The 11736-nt window shown below is 44.0% G+C and carries 9 protein-coding genes; 3 read left to right on the top strand and 6 right to left on the bottom strand.

The genetic code is table 11. From position 1 onward, the window contains the following. Nucleotides 1-10 precede the first annotated feature (10 nt). On the top strand, nucleotides 11-739 hold the full coding sequence (gene fabG, locus FSU_RS01260) for a 3-oxoacyl-ACP reductase FabG (protein ID WP_015732479.1): 729 nt from the start codon (nucleotides 11-13) through the stop codon (nucleotides 737-739). Beyond that, nucleotides 736-1965: a beta-ketoacyl-ACP synthase gene (locus FSU_RS01255; RefSeq protein ID WP_014545101.1), complete on the top strand. Its 1230-nt coding sequence runs from the start codon at nucleotides 736-738 to the stop codon at nucleotides 1963-1965. Before fabG ends, FSU_RS01255 begins: the two co-directional genes overlap by 4 nt. Here the strand turns inward: FSU_RS01255 and FSU_RS01250 are convergent. The 6 genes from FSU_RS01250 to FSU_RS01225 are packed head-to-tail and all read right to left on the bottom strand — an operon-like array spanning nucleotide 1962 to nucleotide 9561. Further along, the gene (locus FSU_RS01250; protein ID WP_014545100.1) at nucleotides 1962-2477 is read right to left on the bottom strand and encodes an adenine phosphoribosyltransferase; all 516 of its coding nucleotides are present in this window, start codon (nucleotides 2475-2477) and stop codon (nucleotides 1962-1964) included. The genes FSU_RS01255 and FSU_RS01250 overlap by 4 nt on opposite strands. 20 nt (nucleotides 2478-2497) lie before the next feature. Beyond that, nucleotides 2498-3379: a tRNA modification radical SAM protein MnmL/YtqA gene (gene mnmL / locus FSU_RS01245; RefSeq protein ID WP_244263687.1), complete on the bottom strand. Its 882-nt coding sequence runs from the start codon at nucleotides 3377-3379 to the stop codon at nucleotides 2498-2500. A 23-nt stretch (nucleotides 3380-3402) separates the two neighbouring features. Beyond that, nucleotides 3403-4020, bottom strand: a complete 618-nt coding sequence (locus FSU_RS01240; RefSeq protein WP_014545098.1) for a hypothetical protein — start codon at nucleotides 4018-4020, stop codon at nucleotides 3403-3405. After that, the gene (locus FSU_RS01235) at nucleotides 4017-6581 is read right to left on the bottom strand and encodes a fibrobacter succinogenes major paralogous domain-containing protein (RefSeq protein ID WP_014545097.1); all 2565 of its coding nucleotides are present in this window, start codon (nucleotides 6579-6581) and stop codon (nucleotides 4017-4019) included. The genes FSU_RS01240 and FSU_RS01235 overlap by 4 nt, the downstream gene beginning before the upstream one ends. Then, nucleotides 6574-8817, bottom strand: a complete 2244-nt coding sequence (locus FSU_RS01230; RefSeq protein ID WP_244263686.1) for a hypothetical protein — start codon at nucleotides 8815-8817, stop codon at nucleotides 6574-6576. Before FSU_RS01230 ends, FSU_RS01235 begins: the two co-directional genes overlap by 8 nt. Nucleotides 8818-8835: 18 nt before the next feature. Further along, complete coding sequence (locus FSU_RS01225) at nucleotides 8836-9561, bottom strand: hypothetical protein (RefSeq protein WP_155808829.1); 726 nt, start codon at nucleotides 9559-9561, stop codon at nucleotides 8836-8838. 466 nt (nucleotides 9562-10027) lie between these two features. On the opposite strand from FSU_RS01225, the gene FSU_RS01220 reads away from it, so the two are divergent. After that, nucleotides 10028-11677: an endo-1,4-beta-xylanase gene (locus FSU_RS01220; RefSeq protein ID WP_015732476.1), complete on the top strand. Its 1650-nt coding sequence runs from the start codon at nucleotides 10028-10030 to the stop codon at nucleotides 11675-11677. The last annotated feature ends 59 nt before the right edge of the window (nucleotides 11678-11736 follow it).

Below are 11736 nucleotides of genomic sequence, written 5' to 3'. Positions count from 1 at the left end.
GAGGTATGGAATGGAAAATGAAAAGTCAGTTTTGATTACGGGTGCTAGTGGCGGAATTGGTCTTGCCATTGCCGAAGCTGTAGCGAAAGAAGGCTACACAGTTGTTGCTCATTACAATAGAAATTCTGCACCGATTGATGAACTTGCCGAACGCATCCGAGCCAATGGCGGTAAAATTCGCACATTGCAGTTCAATATTTGCGACCGTGAACAGTGCAAAGAAGTTCTTGAAAAAGACATTGCCGAAAATGGCGTTTACTATGGCGTTGTGACAAATGCTGGCGTCTGTGCTGATGCCGCATTCCCGGCTATGACCGACGAATTTTGGGACAAAGTCCTAAATACAAACTTGAACGGTTTTTACAACGTTGTCCATCCGATTGTGTTGCCGATGTGCCGTAAGCGCAAAGGCCGCATTATTACGATTTCGTCTGTTTCTGGCGTGATTGGAAACCGCGGTCAGGTCAACTACAGTGCTTCAAAGGCTGGCCTCATTGGGGCGACAAAAGCGCTTGCAACTGAACTTGCGAGTCGCAACATCACCGTGAATAGTGTGGCTCCGGGTGTCATTGAAACCGAAATGATCAAGGATGCTCCGCTCGATATGATTCTCCCGACCATCCCGATGAAACGCGTGGGCAAACCCGAAGAAGTCGCTGCAACCGTCGTTTTCCTGCTTTCTGAAGGTGCTGCGTACATTACGCGTCAAGTCATTTCGGTCAATGGAGGCTTGGCGTGAGTCGTCGAGTTGTCGTTACCGGAGGCAGTTGCGTTACATCTTTAGGGATGGAATTGGATGATATTTTTTCGGAACTTAAGTCTCTGAAAAATCACATCGTCCGTATGGATGATTGGGACAAGTATGCGCAAATGAATACGCGCCTGGCGGGCCCGATTCTCTATGATTTGCCGGAATACCCACGCAAAAAAGTTCGCGGTGCAGGCCGTGTGGGCGTGCTTGCGATTACATCTGCGGATAAGGCTATGCAAATGGCTGGCCTTGCGGGTGAAAAGGAACTTCTCAAGTCTGGCCGTGTGGGCGTTGCTTACGGTTCTTCGATGGGGAGCGTGCGTCCGCTTTTGGATTTTGTCTCCATGCAGAATCCGCCGTACAACTGCGCAAACGTTTCTGTGACGACGTATATTCAGTCCATGCCGCAGACATGCGCTGTGAACGTAAGCCTTTTCTTTGGCCTTACGGGGCGACTCATCACAACGAATACTGCTTGCACGAGTGGTAGCCTTTCCATCGGTTACGCTTATGAAGCCATCAAGTACGGTATGCAAGATGTGATGATTGCAGGCGGTGCCGAAGAGCTTGCTGCTACAGAAACGGCTGTGTTCGACACGCTTTTTGCAACGAGCGTTAAAAATTCAACGCCCGAACTTACGCCTGCTCCGTACGATCGCGACCGAGACGGCCTTGTTATCGGCGAGGGCGCGGGAACGCTTGTGCTCGAAGAATATGAGCATGCCAAAGCTCGTGGCGCACACATTTATGCAGAACTCGTCGGCTTTGGGCATAATACGGATGGCGAACACATCACGCAGCCTAAGAAAGATACGATGCAACGTGCGCTGGAATTGGCTTTAAAAGATGCCGAAATTTCAACGGATGCGATTGGCTATGTGAATGGCCATGGTACCGCAACGCATCATGGCGATATTGCTGAAAGCTGGGCGACATACAACGCTTTTAAGCAGCGTGCCGTGGCGATTTCTAGCCTCAAGAGCTACATGGGCCATACGCTTGGCGCATGCGGCGGTATCGAGGCCTGGCTTGGCATCAACATGATGAATCGCGGATGGTTTAGCCCGAATTTGAATTTGAAAAATGTGGACCCGGAATGCGCTCCGTTGGATTACATCACGGGTTCCGGGCGTGAAATTGATACGGAATATTTTATGTCGAATAACTTTGCGTTCGGCGGCATCAATACTTCGCTTATCTTCAAGCGTGTTTAAAACTTCGTCAGCGATTCCACGCGGTAGCCATCAAGAACTTCGCTACCTTTAAGGTCCGCAAGCTCAATGACAAAAGCAAAACATTCTACTTTACCGCCCATTTTCTCTACAAGATGGGCGGCAGCTTTTGCAGTTCCGCCAGTGGCGAGCAAGTCATCGACGATAACAACGCGTTGCCCTGGCTTTATCGCATCTTTATGGACTTCCATACAGGCGGTTCCGTATTCGAGATTGTAAGTGATTTCTACAGTCTCGCGGGGGAGTTTCCCTTTTTTGCGCTCAGGGACAAACGGCTTGTGGAAATGCTCTGCAATCGGAACACCAAATAGGAATCCGCGTGCTTCTAGCCCTACGACTACGTCAAAATCAACATTTTCAAGCGTCTTATAGAAAGTATCAAGCGTGAGCTTTAATCCATCGGGATCGCTCAAAATTCCTGTGATGTCACGGAACAAAACTCCCGGCTTGGGAAAATCCGGAACCGCAATAATGTAATCTTCAATACGTTTCATTTTCCCCTCTCATTCGTTGCTTATGCGCTGAGCAGTTTTTCGACTGTTGTAATAATCTTGTCGCGTTCTCCGCACCAGTTCGGTGCAATCAAAAGCTCGCTCGGGCTTTCGCCGCTGAATCGCTCAATCGCGATATCCTTGCCAATAATCTTGATCATCTCGGCAACCGCTTCGCAGTATTCCTCGAACGAGAGCAATTTGACTTCGCCATTGGCGTAATCCTGCGCCATGACCGTGCCGACCACAATGTGTAATGGGTGGATTTTGACCGCTGCAAGTTTCAAATCGTGAACGACTTGTGCCGTGTGCTTAAAGTCTTCCATCTTTTCGCCAGGGAGCCCAACAATCACATGTGTCGTGACGGTGAGGCCTGCGGCTTGACAGCGCTTTACAGCATCTTCAAATTCCGCAAGCGTATGCCTGCGGTTGATGCCCGCGAGCGTCAAGTCATTTGCTGTTTGGAGGCCGATTTCAACGATAATTGGTTTCTTGTGGTTGAGCTCAGCAAGGTATTCAATCTTTTCGTCTTCAAGGCAATCCGGGCGCGTCCCAATGGCTAGCCCTGCAATTTCCTTGTGCTTGATAATCGGATCGATGATTTCGCGCAGATGTTCAAGCGGCGCGTGCGTATTCGTGTACGGCTGCAAGTAGGCGAGGATGCCTGCATTCGGGTACTTGTCGCGAAGCTTCGGAATGTACTTTTTGAGCTGTTCCTGAATCGAGACTTTAGCTTCATCAAAGACAGGGCTAAAGCTGCGGTTGTTGCAGTAGCTGCAACCCGAAAACCCTTTGGTTCCGTCGAGGTTTGGGCAGCTCATGCCGCCGTTGAGCGGGAGTTTGCGCACCTTGAGATAGTTGGGGAAAAGCTCCAAAAGTAAATCGCGATAAGGTTTGTAATGCATGCCCATAAAATAGTTAATAGTGGTTACGGTTCACCACCGTACATGATAAATTTGCCATCGGTATGGGTGAATTTTACGCTATAATCTGTATGGTCGAAGCAAAATTCGGGCTTTTGAATCGGAAATTTCCCTTTTTCAATTTTGTAGAAACAGTTGTTGATTTTTAAATAGCGGCCGACAAACTTTGGTGTTTCTGCAGAATTTTCTTTGGGGCAATAGTCAATTTCCAAGGTGTCCAGATTTTTCTTTTTCTTGTCCTGTAAAATAATTGCGCATGTCCAAGAATAGTCTACAATCTTTTCAGCTTTTATGCGGTATTCTTCTGTTGAATCTTGCTCCGGCAGCATTTTTCTGTCTCCGTTCAGTCGTTCACTTATCTTATAAGAATTGATATTGACGGAGTAGTATTTTAAGTCTGTGGTATTGTGAAAGTCATCGTCCCATCCCATAAGATGATGGTCGTGTGAGGTTCCCCATTGCTCCAAAACCACTTTGACAACTGCGGTGGAGTCGTTATCAAGCCCGACAAAGCTCCAATTATGAACTTCCTTTTCAATTTCATAATCGGTTGTGCAACCGCTCCAAAATAGCGCAGTCAAAACAACTAAAAAAGTAAATATGCTTTTTAAATACTTCATCATTTTTTGCTCCGGTCGCTAATGCAGATAGCTTGTGCCATGGGGTAGAGGTCTTTCGGGCATTCTACAATGCCGCTTGCAACAACTTGATTGCTATTGGATTTCACATATTCAAGGCAGTATTGTGTCTTTGAATCTTTTTCTGTGCTTGTCCATACAAGAGCGTAGTTTGCTGAAAAACTCCCTTTTTTACCATTGTTCATTTTCTGCTGCACTGCGGTAAAGCGCTCGTTATTGAACGAAGCGGCATAATTGCTAATGGACAATTCTTCGGCACTTGGAATATGTGTGCCTTCTGGGCAAAAACTTTTTGCTTGATTCCAAGTTGTGTATGAATTTTGGTTGTAATTGGTGAAATTGATTTCGATGTCGGATTCATCCCAATTTGAAACGCATTTAAATTCAGGTAACATCGGGGTGGGGCATTGTGTGGATTCGATGATTTTATTTTTCCAATCGGTAAAGTATTTGTCAAAGGAATCGCTTTTGTTTGTAATGCTGTCGAAAGAAACAGTTTTATTTCCTGCGGCGGCACGAATGACGGTTACATTATTCCCCTCTTGAATATCGTATTCATCACCTTTAGGTGATATAGCTTTTTTCAGGTAGAGTGTTATGTACTCTATACTACCATTTAATGAAGAGGAACCATACGAAAATGTTAATGTCCATCCGTTTACTTTATAGTTTTTCAAGCTATCATAAGTGCCACCTGCGAACTCTTCAGGACTCTTAAATTTAGTAAGAGGGTTGTTGTAATTGTTCCAAAATACTTTGCCCCATCCGTAGTTGGCTTCTGTATAGTTATCGACACACCCGTAGAATGTTGAATCTATTTTATCCCAAAATATAGATGAGTTGGCGGGGCCTTTTTTGCACATGTCTTTGGAATATTTGTTACGCTCCATTGCTTTACTGACTTTAACTTCAAAATCTTGGGCATATTGCCATATTGGGTAAACGCATTTATAGCCTACAGCATCAAGTTCAAAAACTTCACCATTGTTTTCTTCTTCGCAAAAATAATCGTTCTGTATAGGGATAGAAAGTTCTTCTTTTAACGCTACAGACCAATAGTAATTTGGTTGGTCTTTACAAATGTAATAGGTATCGCCGTATTTTTTTGCGTAATGAACAAATCCTTTTGTGCATATATCGCCGTAATATTGTGGTATTGGAATTTCAGTCCATTTGTCATTGCAAATGAAATACCCGACAGAATCGTGCATGGCTTTGTCGTTGGTTCTAGATTTGTTGCAGTATCCCAAGTAATACGAAATCTTGTCTACTTCGGTCCAAATACCATCGCGACATTGATAATACTTGTTATCCATAATGGTTGATCTTCCAAGCGAGTTGTCTTCATCGCACAAGCCGACTTTATTTTTGAGGTAGACGTCCAATGAATTGCGCCATTTGTAGTTTTCGGAAACACTGTCTTTCCAAATGAATTTGTTGTTTTCGTAGACGCATGCAAAATTATTTGAATTATAGTTGATGTATGTGCCTTCTAAAATTTTATCACAGCTGATGTTCTTATAGGGGAGTGCTTGTTCCCCTGACATTACGTTCCATTTTGTCTTAGCTGAATCACAAGTCCATACGAGACTATCTTGAATGACGGTATCTTTTCTGTCGTACGTGCATAAGCCATTTACTGCTTCTACATCGTTAAATGTGCGCCAATAATATGTCTTGTTTTTGTAATCGCACAAGAATTTCTTTTTATTGTAAACGCTTTCTTTATTTGAAATTATCGTTGTGTCTTGAAAATGGGTGCTGTCACAACTTCCGAGTCCAAAAGCTTTCGTCCAATAATCGGCGTAAATGATGTCGGGATCGTGTGCAAAAGCCATGTCCGCAATTTCTGTTTCCGAAAGAATATCTTGCCATGTTTTTTCGCTGCCGACTGCAGAACGTAATGATTTGTAGTTCTTGTAAAAAGCGCTATCGCTCTTTTCAACCGTGCTTATCATATTGACATGTTGATTCAGTCCTGCAAGATGCTTGCTGCTTGAATCTTGCTCAAAATCTATAATCTGCTTGTTGTTGTAATCCAGAAGTTCAAAAATTTCTCGGAGTACTTTTTCTTTAGCACGGGCAAGATAAAATCCGTCTTCTTGCACGAGTTCTTTGATACGTTCGCTTGCCAACGCCATGGGCAGATTTAATGTTGGTCTTGGATTCTTATCAATATTGATGTATTCAACAAAATCCATTTTAAGCTTGCTAGAAGAATCGTTATAAGCGCAAGTATACTTGATGCGTACGATTGACGATGCAAAATCGTCGTAATCCGATGAAAATGTAATGGTGCCGTTTCGCTCTTTTTTCAATGACGCTTTTATCGTCGCTATGGAATCAAGATTTTCATCAACAACATCAATGTCTATTTTAACAGGAATAAGCTTGTTGTTTAGGCTGAATTTGCCTTGAAGCGCCAAGGTCCGACTTTCAACATTTTCATTGCCTTCAACATAATGAATGCTAGAACCTGCTGAATTGTCGTCGCTACAAGAGGTGAGAAAAATTCCTAAGCAAAGAATCAAGAAATATCTAATCATTTGACTCACCATCCTTAATGCATAATGTTTGTACGCCTGGATACAAGTCTTTGGGGCATTCAATTATTCGGCTTGATGTGTTTTGGTTGTTTTCAGAATGATTTTCGATACAGTATTGGGTCGTTGAATTTACGGGAGTCTTTGTCCAGTAAATATCGTAGAGGTATGTTTTCCCGTTGTAACGTACGTATAATGGGCTGTCGTGGTAAATACTTGCGTTTATCGGAAGTGCATTTAACGAATCCGTCCTCCATTCGGTTGTATCGGGGATGTGGTAGCCTTTAGGGCAGAATTTATCGGCTGTAGCAAAATCTATATAGGATTCTTCGCCTACGTTTGTCAATTGAGCGATATAGGCAGGGTAGGCGCTTTCGGGGTGCGTGTACTGTTCCATGAATTTGTCAAAGCTTTCGCTTTGGTCAGACAGATTTTTAAAGTCTATAGTCTTGTCTCCTCGTAATCCTGAAAGGTAAGGGCGAGTCTTTTTGAAAAATGCTCCGTAGGGATGCGAATTAATATTTGCCGTAACATTTATGACGTCGAATAACCCTGCAATCCATCCAGGTCTTTGCGAAGCTTTAATCGTAAAATCGTCTATTTCCTTTTCAAGGGTGTCTTTACTTATGAATACGCCTCCATCAAATATTCCTAATCCATAGTGCTCTTGATTTTGAATGCCCATGGATTTCCAATTGCGCGTATCGTTATTGCAGTAGAAGTAGTTTGAGTTGTTCCAATATATCGCAGTTCCTTTGTTGCCGTTTTTGCATTCATCTTTGTGGGCTAATTCGTGTTCGTACTGTTTTTTCTCATAGTCCAAAAGTTTAGTCCACGAATAATGATTGCAGGTAAAGTATGAACCATTTTCTTCCTCGGTAATTCCTTGTGTGGAATCTGTGCAGAATTTGCCATTCTTTTGGTACTGCGCAACACTGTCCTCTGGAATTTCAAGCCAAGCGTCTTGATTTACGAGCGAAACGTATTCGAATCTGCAACGGTAATATTTGTTGTCGTATTCAACAACTTGATGGTCATTGCATTTTAATAAGTCTTTGACAGGCGGGAGAATTTCATCGTCATTTAAAAGGCGCCACGAATACTCGTAATTGCACATGAAGTAAGAGTCATCGTAGGTGACTATTTCACCTCTTTTGCCGAAATCTTCATGGTATTCTGGGGCGCTTACGGAAATCCATTTGGTTCCGTTGCAGCTGTAATATTCACCGTCTCCAAGTTTTGCTTTGGTGTGCTTTCTGTTGACTGTGCAGTTCCCAAATTTTTCGATAATAGGGTCTTTTGAAGTTGTATCTTTTTTTGTTGTATCAATTGCCGGTTTTTGTGGGATGGCATTGCAGTCAATGTCATTTTTCCCTTGTGCAATCCATATGGCCATATTATAACGGAGCTGAGAAAAATCACGGTCTTGAGCGATGTTTTCGAGAACGTTCTTGTCGCAGCGGGATTCTTCAAGTCTATAATGGTCAATAAGCCGTTCCGAAATATCAGAAACAGATAAAATTTCATCCCAAGTCTTGTCGCTTCCTACAGCCTGCGAAAGTTTCTTGAAATTCTTGTAGAATGTGGAATCCCATGTGAAAAAAAGACTGTAGTTATAAGCAAGTGCTTCAAGTGTGTCCTTGCCGTATGGGGCATTACTAATGCCGTATTCGTGTTCAAGTTCTGGATCTAAAAGATTGTGTATTGCTTCACGAGTGTGTTGCCTTGCTATGTCAAAGTTTTCCTTCTGTTGTAAGAGCTTTTTCATGTATCCGCTTTCTAGAGTTCTATAAAAATCAATATTGTAGTACTCTTTTTCGTTCATGTCAGCGATGATGGTGAACTGCATTTCGGTATTGTCTTTTGTGTCGCGGAATCGGCAAGTGAAATCCAGTTGAGCAAAAGGTCTATAAAAGTGAATTTCTGGAGCTTTGTATGTAAACTCTAGCCTGTTCCTTACAATGCGTGCTTCGATGGTTTGTGTTTTTTCAAAGTTTTCGTCCAGTGCGGATATTTCAAGTTTAATAGGCTCAAAAACGGATACTAGGTTGAATCGGCCTTCAAAAGCAATGTTTTCGTTGAATATTTGGCTTGTGCTACTTGTGATTTTAGAAGAGGACTTGCCGAAATTATCATCTAAATCTTCAAAATGGCCGGAGTAATAAGTGTCCGAACCACACGCCGCCAGTATGGCGATGAACATTGAGATCAAAACACCAAATAATATCTTAGATTTCATTTCCACACCCATTATCTTTTAATCTCGTTGTGGTCGGCTGAGTACCCAGTGCTGCCATTTGGCATAGTAGGAATACATTTGTTCTGTGCAAACGAAAACGCTATCGTAGAGTGAGCTTCTTCGGTTGGCGTTGATAAGCGTATCTCCAATATTCTTGTCGTTGCAGACTTCCATGCCGAAGGCACTTTCCCAAAAGTTGGGAATATATTCATTTTGGTTGTAAAAAGTCATTCCAGGAACATCGACCCAGTTTGGGTTTTGATAAGTGCGTGCTAAATCGTCGGCGGCTCGGATGCGGAATAACGTATCTGCCCATTCTCCGTCGCGGATGGCCTCTTGCAATTCGAGAAAGTCGCTGTAAAATACGGAATCAGAGAGAAAATAGCGGCAATAAATGTAGGGGAGTTGTATGGGGTTCATTGAAGAAACATTCGGAAAATATTGGTCTTTTTCGTATTCTCGGTCTGAAATCCCGAAATTTTTCATATTGTCGTATGCATTTTGCGTCGCATCACCGTATGACATGTTCTTTTCGAGCAAGTTGTATTCAATCGCTTTTGATGCGGCTGCTGTGTAAATATTTAAAACTGGAGTTCCGTAATAAACGTTTATTGTTGACGTTGATGTGTTCATTGGAGCGTATCGCTCAAATTCCATTTGGATTGTTTTGTTTTCGGTTGTGGCATGGGCGAATAAAGTGATTTTTGCATATTCCTCATATTTAAGCGGCGCAGTTTCAAACATGCATTTTGCTCCCGCAAAGCATTTTTTTCGCGTCTTGACCGTTTTTTCAAGACGGTTGCTGCTATTGTACATTGAAACGATTGCGGAATCGGGGATGATGCGGCTTTCTAAATAGACTTCGAATGAAAATTGCTTGTTTTCTTCGACGCTTGTGATGTCTAAACTATCGCCATTATCGCAGGCGGTCATAAATGCAAAAAACAAAACAATAATAAAGAGTTTTGAGAATTTCATTTGCTTATAATATACAATTTGTATTGAAAATCTCAAATCTCTTCATCTCTTGAAAAAATACGCTTCATCAGGAAAACTTGTAAAATTAGAGAATCGCAATTGTATAGGATTGATACACTTGTTACATTTTTTCTCTCGTTTGTGTTTTAGTCTGCCTAAAATATGCCCTAAATCGCCCGAAAAACGCACTTCGAGTATATATTTAACCTGTAAACATAACCGAGGTGTCCTCATGAATTTTAAAAAGAATAAAGCTTTTGCGATTGCGGCGACCGTCGCCATGGCGCTTTCTGTGCCGTCTTTTGCACAGTTGAACAATGGTGATATGGAGTATGGTGACGGCGGCTGGTATCTGTGGAACAATCCTGATGGTCCAGCTGTAGCCGAATCGCAAATTGCCGTGCAGGGGCTCGGTGTCGATGGTTCCCAGGGCGCTAAGGTCGTCGTGAAGGAACTTCCAAATCCGTGGTGGGGCTTGCAGCTCCAACCGCCTAAATTCTTGGCAGACTCCGGTTTTTACAAGCTCTCGTTCAAGGCTAAGGGCAATATGCCTATCAATTCTGTGGTGCAGGGCGGCCCTCCGGACTACCGCCAAAAAGAAAGCGCTTCGTTTGACTTGACAGACAAGTGGCAGACTTATGAAATGATTTTCCTTGCCGACCAGAAGGGTTACGGTCTCAACAACATTACGTTCCAGATTGGGCTTAAGAAGGGCTGGATCCAGCTCGACGATGTCGAAGTCGAAAAGATGGACGAAATGTCTGACCCGTCCTGGTATAACAATGCCGATGCCCGTATCGATAGCCTCCGCAAGGTGGATTTCACGGTCAAGGCAAATCCGGGCGAAAAAGTCCACGTGAAGCTGTTGCGCCATTCGTTCCCGTTCGGTACGGCGCTCGCTCTCTACGACACCAAGGATAGCACCGAAAATTGGTACCGCAACGCTGCCAAAAAGTACTTCTGGCATGGCGTTTCTGAAAACCAGTTCAAGTGGCCGGAATACGAACCGAAGAAGGGCAAAATCAAGCGTGATGAAATGAAGGAATACACGGACTTCACAGCTCAAAATCACTGGAAACTCCGCGGTCACGCGCTCATGTGGAGCCACCAGGGCTATGGTTTTGACAAGCACTACAGCAACAAGGGTCGCTGCGAAGAAATGGCTGAAAAGCTCAAGGCACGTATCTATCGCGACCTCAAGGAATACAAGGGCAAGATTACGGAATACGACGTGTGGAACGAACCGATTCACGAATCCTGGACGTTCAACAAGTGCGGCTGGGGCATTCTCGACAGTGCCTTCATTTGGGCTCACAAGGCTGATCCGAGCGCATTCCTTTACATCAACGATTACAACGTCGTTGCTGCAGGTGAAACGGATCGCTATTATGGCTTGATTAAGGGTATGCTCGAACGCAAGGTGCCTGTGATGGGCATTGGCGTGCAGTGCCACTTTGGGCTCCGTCCGGTTGTGCCGAGCCTCATCAAGGAACGCTTGGACAAGCTCGCTTCCCTTGGCCTCCCGATCAAGGTTACAGAATTCGACGTGGGCGACTGGCAGGCTGGTATGAACGACACCGAAGAAGTCCAGGCTGAAAAGTTCGAAACTTTCCTTCGTACCGCATTTAGCCACCCGGCTGTGAACGGCATTGTGTTCTGGGGCTTCTGGGACAACCGTCACTGGGTCAAGAATGGCGGCATGATCGCTTCTGATGGTCGCGAAAAGCCTGCTGCAAAGCGCGTTTACGACTTGTGGCACAAGGTCTGGACAACGGACCTCTACGCTACCGCTGATGAAAATGGCGAAGCCAAGTTCCGCGGTTTCAAGGGTTACTACCAGGTCAACGCTGGCGACAAGAAATTCCAGATTACCGTGAAGTAATGACGAGCCCTTTACGGGCGAGGATTCCAGTCAAGTTTCAAAGCCGCGTTATGCGGCTT

The sequence above is a fragment of the Fibrobacter succinogenes subsp. succinogenes S85 genome, from assembly GCF_000146505.1.
In the GTDB taxonomy this organism is placed as follows: Bacteria; Fibrobacterota; Fibrobacteria; order Fibrobacterales; family Fibrobacteraceae; genus Fibrobacter; species Fibrobacter succinogenes.
Note: the sequence above shows the minus strand (reverse complement) of the source record. Positions and strands in the feature narration are given on the sequence as shown.

Coding starts and splice junctions, on each gene's coding strand:
- fabG (WP_015732479.1), top strand. CDS start 11: ATGGAAAATGAAAAGTCAGTTTTGATTACGGGTGCTAGTGGCGGAATT.
- FSU_RS01250 (WP_014545100.1), bottom strand. CDS start 2,477: ATGAAACGTATTGAAGATTACATTATTGCGGTTCCGGATTTTCCCAAG.
- mnmL (WP_244263687.1), bottom strand. CDS start 3,379: ATGCATTACAAACCTTATCGCGATTTACTTTTGGAGCTTTTCCCCAAC.
- FSU_RS01240 (WP_014545098.1), bottom strand. CDS start 4,020: ATGATGAAGTATTTAAAAAGCATATTTACTTTTTTAGTTGTTTTGACT.
- FSU_RS01235 (WP_014545097.1), bottom strand. CDS start 6,581: ATGATTAGATATTTCTTGATTCTTTGCTTAGGAATTTTTCTCACCTCT.
- FSU_RS01230 (WP_244263686.1), bottom strand. CDS start 8,817: ATGAAATCTAAGATATTATTTGGTGTTTTGATCTCAATGTTCATCGCC.
- FSU_RS01225 (WP_155808829.1), bottom strand. CDS start 9,561: ATGTTTGAAACTGCGCCGCTTAAATATGAGGAATATGCAAAAATCACT.
- FSU_RS01220 (WP_015732476.1), top strand. CDS start 10,028: ATGAATTTTAAAAAGAATAAAGCTTTTGCGATTGCGGCGACCGTCGCC.